Here is an 18,250-nt window from a genome sequence, read left to right as displayed (position 1 = left end):
ATGAATCCGAAGTACCCGGGCCTCAGTGTCCGGGTGGCTGACGAGGGATTTGACGCCTACGTGTGGGGTAACGACTTCAGCTTTGAGGTCAGCGCCTACGGTGTGCCGGAAATGGGCAAGCGCGTCGACCAGTGGGCGGTTGAGCGGATCGTACCGTACCGCAAATGCTACGGCATCGACCCCGAGGAGTTTGCCAGTTTCCGCGATGCCGCCGACAGCGCGGTGTTCATGGCGTACCTGGATGACCGGCCCGCGGGGCACATTGTGGTCAGCACCAACTGGAACGGCTTTGCCCATGTGGATGAACTGGCGGTGGTATTGCCCGCGCGGCGTCACGGGGTGGCCAAGGCGTTGCTGGACGTGGCGCAGTTCTGGAGCCGCAAGAAGAACCTCCCGGGGATGATGCTGGAGACCCAGAACAACAACCTCGGCGCCTGCCGGCTGTATGAGCGTTGCGGGTATGTGATGGGCGGGATCGATCAACTGCGTTATCGCGGGATCGATCCACAGACCCGTGAGGTGGCGATTTTCTGGTATCGGTTGTTCAAGTCGGAACTGGAAGCGGTCTAAAGCGATCAGCCCGCGAGCAGGCTTTCGGCCTTTTCGGTGACAATCTCCAGCAATGCATTCAAGGCCGGCGATGCCTCGCTGTCCTTCAGGGTCAACGCATACAAGGTCACCGGAATCGGTGGTGACAACGGGCACGCATCCAGCCCGGCTGCCCGCGCGCCGGTGGCGGTGAACGGGTCGACAATCGCCAAACCTTCCCCGGCCTCGACCATGCTGCGCATCATCTGGTACGTCTGCACTCGCGTTTGCACCACCGGCAGCGGGTGCAGGGCTTGCAGCTTGCTGTCCAGCAGGCGGCTGAGTGGGTCGTGGCCTTCAAGCCCGATCATCGCCTGCCCGGCCAACTCCTGCAGCGCAATGTACTTCTGCCGGGGCTTGAGCCAACCATGTGGCGCGAGCAATTGCAGTTTGCCGTGGGCCAGCTGTGTGCTGTGGATTTGCGGGTGTTGCGGGTCGTGCAGGCTCAGGCCCAGGTCCGCTTCGTGAAGCAGCAGGCTTTTGACGATATCCCGGGTGGAGTGGCTGGAGAGGTTGCACGGCACGTCTTGAAAGCGCCGGCGCAGCACGGCAATCGCCTGGGGCAACAACTGATTGGCCAGCGGCGGGGTGCACAGTGCGCGCAAGGGCGGGGCATGGTGGTGCTTCAGGCTGCTGGCCAGGCGCTGCACAGGCTCAAGGGCGGCATAGAGACGGGCGATTTCGCCCTGCAACTCCTGCGCCTCACGCGTGGCCTGCAAGCGTCCGCGCACACTGGCGAACAGCATGAAACCCAGTTGCAACTCGGCATCCTTGAGCGTTGCGTCCACTTCGGCCACAGGCAGTTGCAACCATTCGGCGGCCGTGCCGAGGTGTCCGGTCTGCAAAATCGCTTGAATGACTTCGATATGACGTAAACGCATGGCCGGAGTCTATGTTCAGCGCGACGTGGATTCAATGGCTTAGGCCAGGCTGCGCAAAAAAGACCCGGCACGGGAGCGGCCCAACTAGACTTGCACGATCAAGTCCCAGGTACCTGCAACCAACAGGTCATACAAAGGGCGTATCAACCAAGGGATCCATGGGGGAGCCTGATCGATGCTCGGTAAAACACAGATGCGAGGGTTTTCGTCGTGGGATTTGCTGGTGGTACTGCTGGTGGTCGGCGTGCTGGCGTTTGCGGTGGGGCCACGGCTCTTTGGTGACGTGACCCAAGCGGAAATTGCCACGGCCAAGGTCCAGCTGAATGAGCTAGGCAAGGCGGTGGAGCAGTTTCATCAGGATGTGGGGCGTTATCCTACCGATGACGAGGGCCTGGCGGTGTTGACGGTTAAACCTGCGGGGGAAGGGCAGTGGCGGGGACCCTATCTCAAGGATGAAGACATGCTGACTGATCCTTGGGGTGTGGCCTACCAATACCACTCTCCTCCCAGCCAGGCCAAAACTCACTTTGATCTGTTCTCGTTCGGCAAGGACCGGACACTGGGAGGCGTCGGCGATAATGTTGATATCGCCTATGGGGAATAAGGTCTTATGAAGCGTGGGTCGTTGCGGATTCGCGGGTGATGATGGTGCCCGACTGAATCAATCTGAATTCATCGCCATCCAGTTTTTCTACACGATCGCCAATGGCCAGCTTGTAGGTAATGGTGGGCGCGGAGCCAGTCAGGTCGCCTTGGGGCGGGTTGGATTCCTGGAACTCATGCACCGAATAAACGCGACCTTCTGCGTCTCTGGCATGGAACTGTCCGACAAGTACTGCTGCCATCTGCTTAGAACCTCTGGAGATAAACACTCGATTTGCGGTTCTGTAGACCGTAGGAGAGCGGGGTAGTTTACCTATGGAAAAAAAATACTATTCGTTGACTTTTTCAGACATTACTTACAAATCCATCTGCGGTGTAAAGGTCCCTGGGGATTGCAAGAACGGGCTGGTGATCACGCCGCGCAGGCTCTATAACTACAAGCTCCTTAAGTCAGAAACCGGGAAACCTCAATGAGCAAGGTCTACACGATTGCCGTACTGGTCGGCAGCTTGAGAAAAGAGTCGATCAACCGCAAGGTCGCCCTGGCATTGGCCGAGTTGGCGCCCGCCAATCTCAAGTTGAACATTGTCGAAATTGGCGATTTGCCGCTCTACAACGAGGACATCGACGGTGCTGCACCGCCGGCAGCCTACAGTACTTTCCGTCAACACGTGCGTTCATCCGACGCGGTGCTGTTTGTGACCCCCGAATACAACCGTTCCGTGCCGGGTGTATTGAAGAACGCGATTGACGTCGGTTCGCGCCCTTACGGCCAAAGTGTCTTCAGTGGCAAGCCAGGTGCGGTGATCAGCGTGTCCCCCGGCGCCATTGGCGGGTTTGGTGCCAACCACCATTTGCGCCAGTCGCTGGTGTTCCTTGATGTGCCGTGCATGCAGCAGCCGGAAGCCTACCTGGGTGGCGCGGGCAGTGTGTTCGATGAGTCGGGCAAGGTGTCGGAAAAGACCAGGCCGTTTTTGCAGGCGTTTATTGATGCCTACGGTAAGTGGGTGGAAAAACAAAGCGCATAAGTAAACTGTAGGAGCGAGTGTGCTCGCGAAGGTCGGTAACGATGACGCGGGCTAGTTGAAAGCCCGCGTCGTCTTGAGGTTTTTCGCGAGCAAACTCGCTCCTACAGTGTGCCGGGGTTATCTGAGCCAGTTGGTTTTCGCCAACTCAATCACTTCATCACCGCGCCCGCTCATTACCGCTTTGAGCATGTACAGGCTGAAGCCCTTGGCCTGTTCCAGCTTGATGCTCGGTGGCATCACCAGCTCCTGGGTGGCGGTGACCACGTCCACCAGCACTGGGCCGTCGTGGGCCAGGGCGCGGCGCAGGGCCGGCTCCAGGTCTTCGGATTGCTCGACACGAATCCCGAGGATGCCCATGGCATTGGACATGGCGGCAAAGTCCGGGTTTTTCAGCTCGGTGCCGGTGTCCAGGTAGCCTGCAGCTTTCATCTCCATGGCGACAAAGCCCAGGGATGAGTTGTTGAACACCACCAGTTTCACCGGCAGATTCAACTGCGCCAGGGTAATGAAGTCTCCCATCAGCATGGTAAAGCCACCGTCGCCAGACATCGAAATAACCTGCCGCCCCGGGAACGCTGCTTGTGCGCCGATGGCCTGGGGCATGGCATTGGCCATCGAGCCGTGGTTGAACGAGCCGATCAGCCGGCGTTTGCCATTCATCTTCAAGTAGCGTGCTGCCCACACGGTAGGCGAGCCAACGTCGGCGGTGAAGATTGCATCGTCGTCCGCCAGTTCACTGAGCAGGCGTGCAACGTATTGCGGGTGAATCGGCCGGCCAGCCTTGGACGGTTCTGCCAGGTCATCCAGCCCCTGGCGCGCTTTCTCGTAATGCTTGAGCGAGGTTTCGAGGAAGCTGCGATCGGTCTTGCGGGTCAGGCGCGGCAGCAGCGCCTGGAGGGTTTCGCTGACGTCTGCCGCGATCCCCAGGTCCAGCGTGGCGCGGCGGCCCAGTGCCTGCGGGTTGCGGTCGACCTGGATGATCTTCGCGTCGGTGGGGTAGAACTGGCGATACGGGAAGTCGGTGCCGAGCATGATCAGCGTGTCGCAGTTGAGCATGGCGTGGTAGCCGGAGCTGAAACCGATCAGGCCGGTCATGCCGACGTCGAACGGGTTGTCCCACTCCACATGCTCCTTGCCGCGCAGGGCGTGAACCACAGGGGCGCCCATTGCGTCGGCCAGGGCCACGACTTCATCGTGGGCGCCCGCGCAGCCGCTGCCGCACAGCAGGGTGACTTTGCCGCTGTGTTCAAGAATGTCGGTGAGGCGTTGCAGGTCCTGTTCGGCCGGCAGCGTGCGGGGCGCCAGCAGGGCCGGCCATGGCTTGAACTTATCTTCCACTTCCAGCAACGACACATCGCCCGGAATCACCACTACCGCCACGCCGCGATTGAGGATCGCCGAACGCATGGCGCGGTGCAGCACGTGGGGCATCTGTTCGGGGTTGGTCACCAGCTCGATAAAGTGGCTGCACTCCTTGAACAGCTCCTGAGGATGGGTTTCCTGGAAGTAGTTCAGGCCGATCTCGGAGGAGGGGATCTGTGCGGCGATGGCCAGCACCGGCACATGGTTGCGATGGCAGTCGAACAGGCCGTTGATCAGGTGCAGGTTGCCCGGGCCACAACTGCCGGCGCACACCGTCAGTTCGCCGGTGGCCGCCGCTTCGGCGCCGGCGGCAAACGCAGCCACCTCTTCGTGGCGTACATGCATCCACTCGATGCTGTCCATGGTGCGCAGGGAGTCGGTCAGGCCGTTGAGGCTGTCGCCGGTCAGGCCCCAGATGCGCTTGATGCCCGCCTGTTCAAGGGTGGTCGCCAGTTGCTGGGCCAGGGTGATTTTCGCCATGAAGAACTCCAATCGTCAGTGAGGGTAAAAGCTGCTGATCAGTAGAGGACAGTTCCATGGCGTTGAATGCTCCCCGCTCAATGTGAAGATTTGGTCATTGCGGCGCGATATTGGCGTGATGACCTCTTGGATATCGTCCTCGGTCATCGCCTTGGGCTGGGCGAACATCTTCGAAAAGCCACCCAGGTCGAGGGATACCGCCGAAGGCGCCAGCGCCTGCTGGCCGAGGTTGGCCATGGTCTGGCGCCCGGAGTTGCGGGCGGTGATCGCGACCGTCAAGGCTCACCCGGAAGGCGAGCCTTGCTTGATCAGTGGGAGCTCGCTCCCACGTGTAGAGGTTACCAGTCGACTGCATAACTCAGGCTGAACGTGCGGCCTTCAGCATTCGGGTAGGGCGCGCGGGCGTTGGCCTGGGCAAACATGTTCTGGTAGTTGCGGTTGGTCAGGTTGTAGACCCCGCCCTCCAGGCGACCCACCGGCAAGGCTACCGAACCCAACACGTCGAACAGCGTGTAGCCCTTGATATCGCGACCGTTGTTGTCGTCGAACGCAGCGTCATAGTTGGCCAGTCGCATGCCCTGCACGCGCAGGTTGTAGTCGCCGCGGTCATAACCCACGAACGCCGTGGTCTTGGCCGGTGAAATGCGCGTGGCGGGCAGGTCGATCCATTTGCCGTTCTGGTTGGTCTCGCCCTTGGCGTAAGCGTAGGTGCCGCCCACCGACCATTGGTCCGTCACATTGTAGGTCAGCGTGGTTTCCGCGCCGCGCACCCGTTCTTTCTGGTTGATCAAGCGCAGTACACGGTCGTTGGCATCATAGAACTGGGTGACGTCGGACGTATTCTCGTAGGCCGTGACGCTGGCTTGCCACTTGTCCCAGTTGCCACGCCATCCCAGCTCATAGCTGTTGACCTTGAGGGCCTGGGCGTTGAGTTTCTGGATGTCGAAGGTGCTGTTGACGTCACGCAGGAAGCGCTGGATATCCGGCAGGGAAAAGCCCTGGCTGAAATTGGCGAATACGTCCTGGTTTTCGCTCAGGTGGTACACCGCGCCGAGGTTGTACAGGGTGTCGTTGTATTTCAGGGTGCCACCGGGAAGGGTCGCACGGTTGCCGGTCTGGACGATTTCACCGTAGGCGATGCTGTCGGAAATCTCGCTGTCGATCCATTCGCGACGCACGCCGCCGCGCAGTGTCCAATCACCGATGTCGTAGGACAGTTGACCGAAGATCGCCTTGTTGGTGGTGGTGATGTCCGGCCCCAATTCAAAGGTAGTCCCGGTCTTGGTGTAGCTCAGGCCATTGACCCGGTATTGGTCGCCGCGTTGGGTTGAGGTTTCGTGATTGTAATCCGCGCCCCAGACCAACGAACCCGTGGCTGGGCCGATATCCGGCATGGCGGTTTCGATGGCGGCCCGCAGGCCATACACATCCTGCACGCTGTTGTTGTCGGAAACCCCGGCGCGCCCCCGTGACAGGTCCGGAAAGAACAAAGCATCGGCGCGCCGCCAGTAGCTTTCCACCTGCAGGCCCTGGCCGTAGAAATCCTTGTCGGTGTAGTTGAGGTTGACGGCCTGGTTGTGGGTGAACGGCTGGTCATCCAGGTCCAGGCCTTTTACGGCGACGGCTTGGCTGGTGATGCGCGGGTTCTTGGTGTAGTCGGTGTCTTGCTGGTCTTTGTAGTCCTGCAGCGACAGGCTGATCTTCTTGTCGGCGTCCAGCTCGTAACCGAAGCGACCTTGCAGGTCGTAGGTGTCGGTGTCCATGTTGCTGCCCTGGGACGTGTCCTGGGGGATGCGGTGCCCGTTACCGTCAAACTGGTCGTTGCGTTGCACACCGTTGGCCGACACGTACCAGTCGAGTGCGTCCTTGCGCCCGGTAGCGCTTTGGAACACGTCGTAGGCGAAGCCCTTCTTGTTGAGGTTGTTGCCGGAAGTCAGTCCGACCTTGCTGCTGAAAGCCAGGTCTTCGCCTTTGTTGCGCTTGGTGATGATGTTGATGATGCCGCCCGATGCGCCGGCACCATAGACACTGCTGGCGCCGGAGACCACTTCGATGCGCTCGATGCTCTCCGGGGCGATACTGTTGAGCTGGCGGAAGTTGTCTCGCGTCGAGTTCTGCGAAACCCCGTCGATCAGCACCAGGGTGTTACGCCCGCGCAGGGTCTGGCCGAAGTTACTCATGCCGCCGGTGGCGGGAGAAATGCCCGGCACCAGTTGGCCCAGAATGTCCGAGACGCGTCGCCCGGCGCCGGTTTGCTGGGTGATCTGTTGTTGATTGATCACCTGCACAGAGCCGGGAATCGAGGCGATGCTGGCCTCGGTGCGGGTGGCGGACACCACCACTTCCTGCAACTGCATGGCGTTGGACGTGTCAGGCGCCGTCTCGGTTTGATCGGCCCACGCCGGGGTGCTCAATGAGCCGATTAAGGGCAATAAGATAGACAGTTGGATTTTTTTCATTTTTTCTTTTTAAGTGTTGAGAAGTGTTGGCAGAAGAAAACGGCTGGTAATGCAGCCCATCCATTTACTGGCGACGGCGGTGAAGGCCAGGGTCAGTGCGCAGGCTACGGCCCGACAGCAAAGGGTCGAAGCGCGGGCGGGTGTGGTCGCAAAGGGTCACCTGCAGCGGTGGTGATTTTCGTACTCAAGTGCGTCTGCGCGCAGTAACCCATCACGAAACAGCGCCTGGATCAAACGTTGCAAGCTGCGCTCGGCAGCGGGTGCCAAGGTGTTGATCAGGGAGTCGAGTGTGATGCGATGGGGCTGCAAGAGGGGAGTGCCACGTGCCTCGCTCCAGCGAGTCAGTAGCAATTGCGGTTTTGTGCTGTATTCGTACGTCAAGTGGTAGTCCTTTTGCGCAGCCTTGAGTAAAAAGCAGGCGGAGGATACCCAGTTAAAATGTGTAAACCAATGATAATCATTGTTATTCACAGCTTGACGTTTACAGTCTGATACATTTTGCGCAGGTTTGTGGCGTCTGGCTGAACCGCTCTAGCCCTTGGATTCATTGGCCTTTGCGAGTGGTTTCAAGGCCCTGAGGGAGTACTCCGTATCGATGTGTAAATATCTCCTGCGCACATAGACGACTGTTCTTACAGTCCATATTCAGACTGTCCCGCAGTTGCCCCATTTTTTCAGCAGGCACAAAAAAACGCCGCGTACCTTGCGGTACGCGGCGTTCGTTACAGCAACAAAACCTTAGGCTTGAATCACAGGAATGTTGGCGTTTGCAGCGGCCTCACGGAACTCGGCGATCTGGTCAAAACTCAGGTAGCGATACACGTCGCTGGCCATGGTGTTGATCTTCGCGGCGTATTCCATGTACTCCTCGACGGTCGGCAGACGACCCAGGATCGAAGCCACGGACGCCAGCTCGGCCGAAGCCAGGTAGACGTTCGCGCCGTCACCCAGACGGTTCGGGAAGTTACGGGTCGAAGTCGACACAACGGTCGAGTTCGGCTCTACACGTGCCTGGTTACCCATGCACAGCGAGCAGCCCGGCATTTCCATGCGCGCGCCAGCCTTGCCGTAGATGCCGTAGTAGCCTTCTTCGGTCAGTTGGTGAGCGTCCATCTTGGTCGGCGGCGACAGCCACAGACGGGTTGGCAGCTGACCCTTGACCTGATCCAGCAGTTTACCGGCAGCGCGGAAGTGACCGATGTTGGTCATGCACGAACCGATGAACACTTCGTCGATCTTCTCGCCTTGTACCGACGACAGCAGACGGGCGTCGTCCGGGTCGTTCGGCGCGCAGAGCACAGGCTCTTTGATGTCGGCCAGGTCGATCTCGATGATTTCAGCGTATTCGGCGTCAGCATCGGCAACCATCAGCTCAGGGTTGGCAACCCAGGCTTCCATCGCTTGGGCACGACGTTCCAGGGTACGCGCATCGCCGTAGCCTTCGCCGATCATCCAGCGCAGCAGGGTGATGTTGGAGTTCAGGTACTCGGTGATGGATTCTTTCGACAGCTTGATGGTGCAACCGGCAGCCGAACGTTCAGCCGAAGCGTCGGACAGCTCGAAAGCTTGCTCGATGCTCAGGTTGTCCAGGCCTTCGATTTCCAGGATGCGGCCGGAGAAGGCGTTCTTCTTGCCTTTCTTCTCTACGGTCAGCAGGCCAGCCTGGATCGCGTAGTAAGGAATGGCATGAACCAGGTCACGCAGGGTGATACCCGGTTGCATTTCGCCTTTGAAGCGCACCAGGATCGATTCCGGCATGTCCAGTGGCATAACACCAGTGGCTGCGGCGAATGCTACCAGGCCGGAACCGGCCGGGAACGAAATGCCCATCGGGAAACGGGTGTGGGAGTCACCACCGGTACCCACGGTATCCGGCAGCAGCATACGGTTCAGCCAGCTGTGGATGATGCCGTCGCCTGGACGCAGCGATACACCGCCACGGGTCATGATGAAGTCAGGCAGGGTGTGGTGGGTAGTCACGTCGATCGGCTTAGGGTAAGCCGCGGTGTGGCAGAACGACTGCATTACCAGATCGGTGGAGAAGCCCAGGCACGCCAGGTCTTTGAGTTCATCACGGGTCATCGGACCGGTGGTGTCCTGGGAGCCGACGGTGGTCATCTTCGGTTCGCAGTAGGTGCCTGGACGAACGCCAGCCACGCCGCACGCCTTGCCGACCATTTTCTGCGCCAGGGTGTAGCCCTTGTCGCTTTCAGCCGGAGGCTCAGGCAGCTTGAACAGGGTCGAAGGTGGCAGACCCAGCTCAACGCGAGCCTTCTCGGTCAGGCCACGGCCGATGATCAGCGGGATACGACCGCCAGCACGGACTTCGTCCAACAAAACCGGGGTCTTCATTTCGAAGGTGGTCAGGACTTCATCGCTGTTGTGCTTGGTGACTTTGCCAGCATGCGGGTACAGGTCGATCACGTCGCCCATGTTCATGTTGGTAACGTCGAACTCGATTGGCAGTGCGCCAGCATCTTCCATGGTGTTGTAGAAGATGGGAGCGATCTTGCTGCCGAAGCAGAAGCCGCCAGCGCGCTTGTTCGGCACGTAAGGCACGTCGTCACCGAAGAACCACAGGACCGAGTTGGTTGCCGACTTACGCGACGAACCGGTACCCACCACGTCACCGACGTAGGCGATCGGGAAGCCCTGGCCGCGCATTTCTTCGATCTGCTTCATCGGGCCGGTTTTGCCTTGCTCATCCGGCACGATGCCTTCACGGGCCATTTTCAGCATGGCCAGGGCGTGCAGCGGGATGTCAGGACGGGACCAGGCGTCCGGGGCAGGGGACAGGTCGTCGGTGTTGGTTTCGCCAGTCACCTTGAACACGCGCAGGCTGATCTTGTCGGCCAGGGTCGGGCGGTTCTGGAACCACTCGCCGTCGGCCCAGGACTGGATCACGTCTTTGGCGTGCTGGTTGCCGTTCTTGGCTTTTTCTGCAACGTCGTGGAACGCGTCGAACATCAACAGGGTGTGCTTGAGTTGGGCGGCAGCGACGGGAGCCAGTGTGGCGTCGTCCAGCAGATCGACCAGGGTCACGATGTTGTAGCCGCCTTGCATGGTGCCGAGCAGTTCAACAGCGCGTTTCTTGTCGATCAGGGGGGAAGTGGCTTCGCCCTTGGCCAGGGCAGACAGGAAACCGGCCTTGACGTAGGCAGCTTCGTCAACGCCTGGTGGAATGCGGTTGGTGATCAGGTCAACGAGGAATTCTTCTTCGCCAGCCGGGGGGTTTTTCAGCAGCTCGACCAGGCCTGCGGTTTGTTCGGCGTTAAGCGGCTGGGGAACGATACCCAGGGCGGCGCGCTCTTCGATATGTTTGCGGTAGGCTTCAAGCACAGTTATTACCCTCATCAGTGGTCCCACGGGACGCTCATCCAGAAATGCACGGCACGCATGCGCTCGGGGGCTTTTTGGGCCGTAGAGCCAGCGCTGCCGGCAATCCTCACAGAAGCTGCTTTCAAAGTTTTACGCCTGCAGAACGGAGCTGATGAGGGTTGGCGCTGGCTATTTACCGGGTAAATAACCATCGCCAACACCGTTCTTTAGGAACGACTGTGCTCGTGACGCTTTGAAAACAGCTTCCAACGGATTATTGGCGCCTTACAAGGCCGGATGATTCTACGGCAAAAAAAATCTAAACGTAAGTTGCCTTGCCAAGTTTGCGGGGTGATGAACCTTAGACAAAGGGCTAACATGTGCAACTGTTTCGCTGATTTGTGCGTTGTCGACCATGTCCAACCAAACTATCAAGACCCCCTGCGTCGGGCTGTGCTCCACGGTTTACGGTGATCTTGTGTGCCGGGGGTGTAAGCGTTTCCACCATGAGGTGATTCAGTGGAACGGGTATAACGAGGAACAAAAACGTGCGGTTTGGCTGCGGCTGGAGCAGTTGTTGGTGCAGGTGATGGCGGGGAAGCTTGAGGTGTTTGACCCCAAAATGCTGCGGGGGCAGCTGGAGCAGCGCAAGATTCGGTTTGTGCCGCATCAGTCGGAGTACTGCTGGGCGTATCAGTTGATTGCCCGGGGGGCTCGGGTGATCAGCAATCTGGAGGCTTATGGGATGGTGTTGATGCCGGAGTTTCGGGAGTGGGGGTTGCCTGAATTGCGGGATGCGATTGACCGGGAGTTTTTCATCCTGTCCGAGGCGCATTATCAGCGGTATATCGCGCCGGGGTTTCTCAGGGATGCGTTTGGTGGCTGATGGTTTTCTTGGGTTGAGTGTATATCCGTTGCTGCGGTAACGGCCTCCTAGGGTTCCGCTCTTACAGCGGGTCACTTTTGGCAAACGCCCCAAAAGTAACCAAAAGGTCTTTGCCCCACCACTCGGTGCCTCGCTTAGGCTCGGCATGCCCGCACTCCGGCACGGTTCCGCGGGCCGCCGCGACGGGCCATCCATGGCCCGGCGCGGCTAAATCGGCATCCTTGCCGATTTACCCGCTCCACCGTGCCTGCTTGCGGCCATCGTGGTTGACGGGGCCCGCAGATCAAGGTCAACAGCAAGAGCACGGCGGCCTGAAAGCCGACCTGAGTGTTAAAAGCCAAGGCAAAAGCTGTAGGAGCTGGCTTGCCGGCGATGCAGGCGACTCGGTTTTTCAGATACACCGAGGTGATGCCATCGCCGGCAAGCCAGCTCCTACGGGCGTGTTCGCTGTTGATTTTGCTTTTAACACTCAAGCCGGCCTGTAGGCCGCTGTGTTCTTGATCTGTTGTTGATCTTGATCTGACTGCCCCATTCAGCCCGAGGCCGAACGCAGGGATTGAGGAGCGGGTAAACCGGCAGGACGCCGGTTTAGCCGCGACGGGCCAGGGACGGGCCGTCGCGGCGGCCCGCGGAGCAATTCCGGAGTGAGGGCACACCGAGCCTAGGCGAGGTGCCGACAGGCGGGGCAGAGCGTTTTGGTTACTTTTGCGCTTTTCAAAAGTGACCCGCTGTAAGAGCGGAACCCATAGCGGCCCTGACAACAACAACGGATATGCCCCCCAAAACCAGCATCACCCATTAGCCAGCTCTTCCAGATGATCCATCAACTCCTGCGGCTTAAGCACCAACACGTCGCTGTCCACCGCATCCAGCACCACCTCCGCCGTATTCCCGATCAACGCCCCGGAAATCCCGGTACGCGCCACCGTACCAATGATGGTCACCACCGCCTGACACTTATGCGCCGCATGAGGAATCAATACATCCGCCGGCCCTTCCTCAATGTGCAAATGCGTGTCGTCAATATCAAACTCCGCCTGAAACGCCTTGCACTGCTCCCGATACCGCGCCTCGATCGTCTCCTTGAGCTGAAACACCGGATCAGCCGCCGACAACATCGGCGACGGATGCGCGCTGATCACATGCAATTGCGCCTTGGCCAGGCTGGCGATATCAAACCCATGATCAATGATCGAGTTATGCAACGCCTGATGCTCGGCATCGGAATTACCCACATCAATCGCCGCCAGTATCACCCCGCCAGCCCACGGTTTGGACGTCTTCACCAGTAGCACCGGCGTAGGGCAGTAGCGCATCAGCTTCCAGTCAGCCGGCGTCAACAGGGCCTTTTTCAACGGGCTGTCAGCAAAGTGCTGCTTGACCACCAACCCACAACCCTCGGCCTGCTGCACGTCGATGATGGTTTCATGCAGGCTGTCATTCCACGCCTGCTCGGTAGTAACGCTGTAGCCATCCTCCTGCAAACCCGACTTGAGCAGGCTCAACATCGCCGAATGCTCGTGTTTCTTGTCACACACCAGTAAATGCAAATGTGCACCGGTCACACCAGCAATCAGCTTGCCGCGCTTGAGGGCCAGGCTTTCCGAATGCTCGGGCTCGATGACCACCAGGATGCTGCGGATGGCTTGCATAGTCGGGTTCTCCAAAAATGGGTGGGCGTGGAACAACTATAGTTGCTGCCCGGCTCACGTCATGTTGATGCACATCAAGCCCAGTGGCTGGCGGTCTGCGGCGCGGTCGGTATAATCGCCGGCCTTTTGTGAATCTTTGCCCGTGAGCCCGATGAACCTGCCAGAAATCCACGAATTCCTCGGTTGCCGCACCCCCGACGGCTGGGTCCAGGCCGCGTTGGCCGACCAGGAAACCCTGCTGATCGACCACAAGAACTGCGAATTCAAGGCCGCCAGCACCGCCTTGAGTCTGATCGCCAAGTACCATTCCCACGTCGACCTGATCAACCTGATGTCGCGCCTGGCCCGCGAAGAGTTGGTGCACCACGAGCAAGTCATGCGCCTGATGAAGAAGCGCAAGATTGAACTGCGCCAGCTCTCTGCCAGCCGTTACGCCTCGGGTCTGCGCAAAGTGGTACGCAGCCATGAGCCGGTAAAGCTGGTGGACACCCTGGTGGTCGGCGCCTTTATCGAAGCCCGCAGTTGCGAGCGTTTCGAAGCGCTGGTGCCGCATTTGGACGAGGAACTCGGCAAGTTCTACTTCGGCCTGCTCAAAAGCGAGGCCCGGCATTTCCAGGGTTACCTGAAACTGGCTTACCAGTACGGCGACGCCAAGGACATTGCCCAGGTCATCGACCGGGTGCGCGCCGCCGAGCAGGAGCTGATCGAGTCACCGGACGTCGAGTTCCGCTTTCACAGCGGCGTGCCGGCCTGACACCACGTACACCAGCCCACCGATCAGCGCGGTGATCCCGGCCAGTATCAGGATCACCTTTTGCGTCCCCAGCGGCGCTGCCAGCAGTGCAATCAACAACCCGGCCAATGGCTGCGAGAGGTTGTTGAGCAACGTCAACACACCCACCGTCTTGCCAAAGTCCTGGACCGGAATCACCCGTTGACGGGTGCTGCGGATGTACACATTGAACATCTTGTCAAAACCGCTCACCAGCAGGAAACCCACGGTATAAACCCATATATTCGGGCTGATGGCGGTCACCAGCGCTCCCGCGGCAATCATCGAATATGACAAGCCGCCCAGCACCTTGAGCGGCAGCGAAGCACGCGCCAGGTAGAACAGGATGGCGATGGTCACCACGGCGCCCGCTGCCTGCAACCCGGCGTAGGCGTCCTTGCCGGCGGCATATTGACCGATGACCAGCGCGGCCGAAGTCGCCAGGGTGACGCCGATGATCAGGTTCACGCCCACCGCCAGGGCGATGATTTTTTTCAGCTCCGGCAGGTCGCGGATATGCCTGAAGGCTATGCGCAACGGTTGCAGCCAAATGTCTTTGTGTTGTTCGAAGGTCTGAAGGTTGACCGTGGTGTTGCGTTGCCAGATACGCATCGCCAGGTCCGCCAGCAGGAACAGCCCGGCAATCCCCAGTACCACCCAGTGCCAGGCCCCTATTTCCAGCATCAGCGCGGCCACCAAGGGGCCCAGCACCAGCCCGGCCTGGTCGGCGATTTGTGAATAGGACAAAGTCTTGGCATAGCTGTAGTGCTTGAAGACATGCGGCAGCAGCACTTCCCGGGCCATGATGCCTTGGGTGGTCAGTACGCCACACAGCGCTGAAAGCATGACAATCCAGTAAATCCCGTCAAACATCCCGTACAACAGCACCGCCACCACGCAGGCCAACGCCCGGAAAACCTGGCTGATATGCAGGATGCGCACGGCGGGGTACTTGTCGCACAATGCCCCGCACACCGGAAACGACAGGTAACGCGGCAAGGACTCGACAAAAAAGGCCAGGCCCGCCCAGGACACACTGTTGGTGGTCTGGAACACGATCAACGGCACGATGAACAACAGGGTCTGGTCAGCCAGGCGTGACAAAAACATCGAAATAAAGAACGCCAGGTAATCCTTGCGCATACAACTCCCTGTGAATGGCGTTAAAGATTGCAGGCTATTTGTTAAAAACTCTTAAAAGCATGAAGCTTCGTCGGCCAGTGATGGCCGCCTGCTCTGGTTAGCCGGCTGCACCCTATAATGCCTGCACTTCAATCCGCGCGCGCACTGGAAAATTATGGATAACTTGGGTCTCGGCAAAGTATTGCTCGTGGAGGACGATCAGAAGCTGGCGGGGCTGATCGCCCATTTCCTGTCCCAGCATGGCTTCGAGGTGCTGGCCGTGCACCGGGGTGACCTGGCGCTGGCGGCGTTCCTGGAGTTCAAGCCCAAGATCGTCGTGCTCGACCTGATGCTACCCGGCCAAAGCGGCCTGCATGTGTGCCGCGAAATTCGCAATGTGTCCGACACGCCGATCGTGATCCTCACAGCCAAGGAAGACGACCTGGACCACATCCTCGGCCTGGAATCCGGTGCCGACGACTATGTGATCAAGCCCATCAAGCCGCCGGTGCTGCTGGCCCGCCTGCGTGCCCTGCAGCGGCGCCAGACACCGGAACCTACAGTGCGCGGCGCCCTTGAGTTCGGCCGGCTGGCCATTGATCGCAGTTGCCGGGTGGTGAGCCTGGGCGGTGAGAAGATCGACATGACCACCATGGAGTTCGAACTGCTGTGGTTGCTCGCCAGCGCCGCCGGGAAAATCCTCTCCCGCGATGACATTCTCAACCGCATGCGCGGGATTGCCTTTGACGGGCTTAATCGCAGCGTCGACGTGTACATCAGCAAGCTGCGCGGCAAGCTAAACGACAACCCCCGGGAACCGGTGTGCATCAAGACAATCTGGGGCAAGGGCTACCTGTTCAATCCGTTCGCCTGGGAGGTTTAGATGTTAAGGCTGTTTCTGCGGCTGTATATCATCCTGGCGATTGGCTTGGCAGGGGCGATCTGGCTGGTGAACTACACCTTCGATGAGTTGCTGCCGGAGGCCAACGAAACCTACAACCGTGAAGCCCTGCGCGGCCCGGCGTACGGGTTGGTGGAGCAATTGCGGCCGCTGGCCGGTGAAGCGCGCACGGCCCGCCTGGCCGAGTTGCAACCGCACTACGGGCTGCGCCTGGCCCTGGTGCAGCAGGACAGCCTCAAGCTGACCGAGCGCGAGCAGCAATTACTGGCGGGTGGGCTGTTGGTGGTGCGCGGTGATTTCATGGAGTTCATCGCCAGCATCGACGGCGGCCAGCAACTGCTGGAAATCAAACTGCCTGAAGAACCCAAGTGGCTGTACCTGTGGGCGTATGGCTTCCTTGGCCTGTGCCTGGCGATCGTACTGTATTTCTGGGTACGGCCCCATTGGCGGGACCTGGAGCACATCCGCCTGGCCGCTCAACGCTTTGGCGACAACGACCTGGGGTCGCGCATCCTGCTGCCACGCCGTTCCACCGTGCGCGAGCTGGCGGGCCACTTCAACCAGATGGCCGAGCGTATCGAAAGCCTGATCGCCAATCAGCGTGAACTGACCAATGCGGTCTCCCACGAACTGCGTACACCGATTGCACGGCTGTCGTTTGAACTCGACCAGCTCAAGCAACAGGCCGATCCACGGGAGAGCCGCGCACTGATCGCCGACATGTACGCCGACCTCGGCGAGCTGGAAGAAATGGTCTCGGAACTGTTGACCTACGCCAGCCTGGAGCGCGGCGCCACGCAGATCACCCGGGAAAGCATCGAGGCCCACAGCTGGCTCGACAGCGTGATCGGCAGTGTGGCCCTGGAAGCCGAGGCGGCGGGCGTGCAGTTGCTGCTGCGCACCTGCGAAGTCGACTGCATCCGCATCGAACCGCGCTTTATGGCGCGGGCCGTGATCAACCTGTTGCGCAACGCGATTCGCTACGCCGACCGGCGCGTGGAAGTGTCGCTGGTGAAGTTTGGCGCCGGTTATGAAGTGCGGGTCAATGACGACGGCCCCGGGGTACCGATGGAGGGGCGGGCGAAGATTTTCGAGCCGTTCCTGCGCCTGGACGCCAGCCGCGACCGCCGTACCGGCGGCTTTGGCCTCGGCCTGGCGCTGGTGCGGCGGGTGTGCCAGTGGCACGGCGGGCAGGTTGAAGTGCTGGATTCGGAGTGGGGCGGGGCGTCGTTCCGGATGACCTGGGCGTATGTCGAGTAGCCCTCTCGAAGGCTGAGAAGATCAACTGTGGGAGCTGGCTTGCCTGCGATAGCATCACCCGTGTCTAACTGAAAGACCGAGGTGTCTGTATCGCAGGCAAGCCAGCTCCCACATTCTGATTGGGTTGTCACCTTAGAAGGTGTACTCAACCATCCCCATCACCGACGTCTGCAACCGTCGCTCCACAATCGGGCTTTGGCCGGCCTTGTCCGCCAGGTACTGCACATCCAACAGAGTCGAAAGCTTTGTGTGCTCGCTGATCGGAAGACTCCACACCAAATTCATCCCGTTGCTGATATTGCCGCCGCTGGTCTTGTAGGCCTTGAAGCGACTTTGCGCGGCCTGGCCGGTCGTTACCCCGTACCACGTCTGCAGGTAATTGCTGTCGCCAAAATGGCTGCTGACGCTGGCATCCAGGGAACCGTAGTCACCGTCATACAGGTTGCTGCCCAGGCTCAGTTCCAGGTGGGTGAAGGCCTTGCCGGCATCTTTGTGATCATCCTCCTCAAGCGCATGCTCCAGGGTCGCACCGACAACCACCCCGCCCAGGTTATAGCTGCCACTCACACCAACTTGGGCGCGGGTCTTGATCTCGCCCATGCCCTTGAGTTTCTTCGAGCCCGGGCGCCCGCTCCTGCTCTCGTCCTTGCGTGAGCCGCTGGCGCCGATGTAGGCACTCAAACTCACACCGGCGCCGTCATACCCCCAGCCCAGGCCCTTGTCGGTGTCGAGGAAGATCCCCCACGGGCTCACGATTGCTGCTCCCAGCAGCGGCGCGGTCACTCGCTCGTCGCTGCCGCTGTAGCGGGGCAGGTTGGCCACGCCGGCCTTGAGGGTGTATTCCCAGTCGTCGGCCAGCAGGGTGTCAGCGCCGGCCAGCAGGCACAGCGACGTGAAGGACAGGCAGAGGTTTTTGGTGTGCGTGATGGTCTTCATGT

The 18,250-nt window shown here is 59.9% G+C and carries 16 protein-coding genes and 1 pseudogene; 7 read left to right on the top strand and 10 right to left on the bottom strand.

Annotated elements, in window-relative coordinates; genetic code table 11:
* A complete protein-coding gene (locus RGV33_RS18380) occupies nt 1-570 on the top strand; it encodes a GNAT family N-acetyltransferase (RefSeq protein ID WP_322148699.1) in 570 nt (189 codons plus the stop codon).
* Between the two features lie 5 nt (nt 571-575).
* Here the strand turns inward: RGV33_RS18380 and RGV33_RS18375 are convergent, their stop codons facing one another.
* Nucleotides 576-1,469 (bottom strand): LysR substrate-binding domain-containing protein, encoded by an 894-nt coding sequence (locus tag RGV33_RS18375; protein ID WP_322145504.1) that lies wholly within the window; start codon nt 1,467-1,469, stop codon nt 576-578.
* A gap of 175 nt (nt 1,470-1,644) precedes the next feature.
* On the opposite strand from RGV33_RS18375, the gene gspG reads away from it, so the two are divergent.
* On the top strand, nt 1,645-2,073 hold the full coding sequence (gene gspG / locus RGV33_RS18370; protein ID WP_322145503.1) for a type II secretion system major pseudopilin GspG: 429 nt from the start codon (nt 1,645-1,647) through the stop codon (nt 2,071-2,073).
* 4 nt (nt 2,074-2,077) lie between these two features.
* Here gspG and RGV33_RS18365 read toward each other — a convergent pair whose 3' ends face one another.
* Nucleotides 2,078-2,314, bottom strand: a complete 237-nt coding sequence (locus RGV33_RS18365; protein ID WP_010171188.1) for a hypothetical protein — start codon at nt 2,312-2,314, stop codon at nt 2,078-2,080.
* Nucleotides 2,315-2,542: 228 nt separating this feature from the next.
* On the opposite strand from RGV33_RS18365, the gene RGV33_RS18360 reads away from it, so the two are divergent.
* A complete protein-coding gene (locus RGV33_RS18360) occupies nt 2,543-3,100 on the top strand; it encodes an NAD(P)H-dependent oxidoreductase (protein ID WP_322145502.1) in 558 nt (185 codons plus the stop codon).
* A 117-nt stretch (nt 3,101-3,217) separates the two neighbouring features.
* On the opposite strand, the gene poxB is transcribed toward RGV33_RS18360, so the two are convergent.
* From poxB to acnB, 5 genes and pseudogenes are all read right to left on the bottom strand, one after another.
* Nucleotides 3,218-4,942 carry a ubiquinone-dependent pyruvate dehydrogenase gene (poxB, locus tag RGV33_RS18355; RefSeq protein WP_322145501.1) on the bottom strand — a complete coding sequence of 575 codons (1,725 nt, stop codon included), beginning with the start codon at nt 4,940-4,942 and terminating at the stop codon, nt 3,218-3,220.
* A 114-nt stretch (nt 4,943-5,056) separates the two neighbouring features.
* Nucleotides 5,057-5,191, bottom strand: a pseudogene (locus RGV33_RS18350) (2,4-dienoyl-CoA reductase); the annotation flags it as partial.
* Between the two features lie 89 nt (nt 5,192-5,280).
* Nucleotides 5,281-7,401 (bottom strand): TonB-dependent receptor, encoded by a 2,121-nt coding sequence (locus RGV33_RS18345; protein ID WP_322145500.1) that lies wholly within the window; start codon nt 7,399-7,401, stop codon nt 5,281-5,283.
* A 156-nt stretch (nt 7,402-7,557) separates the two neighbouring features.
* A complete protein-coding gene (locus RGV33_RS18340) occupies nt 7,558-7,872 on the bottom strand; it encodes a hypothetical protein (RefSeq protein WP_322145499.1) in 315 nt (104 codons plus the stop codon).
* A gap of 267 nt (nt 7,873-8,139) precedes the next feature.
* On the bottom strand, nt 8,140-10,740 hold the full coding sequence (acnB, locus tag RGV33_RS18335) for a bifunctional aconitate hydratase 2/2-methylisocitrate dehydratase (RefSeq protein WP_322148698.1): 2,601 nt from the start codon (nt 10,738-10,740) through the stop codon (nt 8,140-8,142).
* 394 nt (nt 10,741-11,134) lie between these two features.
* Here acnB and RGV33_RS18330 point away from each other — a divergent pair, with 394 nt between their 5' ends.
* A complete protein-coding gene (locus tag RGV33_RS18330) occupies nt 11,135-11,605 on the top strand; it encodes a DUF1289 domain-containing protein (protein ID WP_322145498.1) in 471 nt (156 codons plus the stop codon).
* Between the two features lie 791 nt (nt 11,606-12,396).
* On the opposite strand, the gene RGV33_RS18325 is transcribed toward RGV33_RS18330, so the two are convergent.
* Nucleotides 12,397-13,257: a universal stress protein gene (locus RGV33_RS18325; RefSeq protein WP_322145497.1), complete on the bottom strand. Its 861-nt coding sequence runs from the start codon at nt 13,255-13,257 to the stop codon at nt 12,397-12,399.
* 151 nt (nt 13,258-13,408) lie between these two features.
* Here RGV33_RS18325 and RGV33_RS18320 point away from each other — a divergent pair, with 151 nt between their 5' ends.
* Nucleotides 13,409-14,011: a tRNA-(ms[2]io[6]A)-hydroxylase gene (locus RGV33_RS18320; protein ID WP_322145496.1), complete on the top strand. Its 603-nt coding sequence runs from the start codon at nt 13,409-13,411 to the stop codon at nt 14,009-14,011.
* Here RGV33_RS18320 and RGV33_RS18315 read toward each other — a convergent pair.
* Nucleotides 13,967-15,172, bottom strand: a complete 1,206-nt coding sequence (locus tag RGV33_RS18315) for an MFS transporter (protein ID WP_322145495.1) — start codon at nt 15,170-15,172, stop codon at nt 13,967-13,969. The two genes, RGV33_RS18320 and RGV33_RS18315, sit on opposite strands and share 45 nt — an antisense overlap.
* Nucleotides 15,173-15,326: 154 nt before the next feature.
* On the opposite strand from RGV33_RS18315, the gene RGV33_RS18310 reads away from it, so the two are divergent.
* Nucleotides 15,327-16,034, top strand: coding sequence for a winged helix-turn-helix domain-containing protein (locus RGV33_RS18310; RefSeq protein ID WP_322145494.1), 708 nt, complete (start codon nt 15,327-15,329; stop codon nt 16,032-16,034).
* The gene (locus RGV33_RS18305) at nt 16,035-17,312 is read left to right on the top strand and encodes an ATP-binding protein (RefSeq protein ID WP_322145493.1); all 1,278 of its coding nucleotides are present in this window, start codon (nt 16,035-16,037) and stop codon (nt 17,310-17,312) included.
* Between the two features lie 132 nt (nt 17,313-17,444).
* Here the strand turns inward: RGV33_RS18305 and RGV33_RS18300 are convergent, their stop codons facing one another.
* A complete protein-coding gene (locus RGV33_RS18300) occupies nt 17,445-18,248 on the bottom strand; it encodes a MipA/OmpV family protein (RefSeq protein WP_322145492.1) in 804 nt (267 codons plus the stop codon).
* Between the last annotated feature and the right edge of the window lie 2 nt (nt 18,249-18,250).

The organism is Pseudomonas sp. Bout1 (assembly GCF_034314165.1).
Taxonomy (GTDB): Bacteria; Pseudomonadota; Gammaproteobacteria; order Pseudomonadales; family Pseudomonadaceae; genus Aquipseudomonas.
Note: the sequence above shows the minus strand (reverse complement) of the source record. Positions and strands in the feature narration are given on the sequence as shown.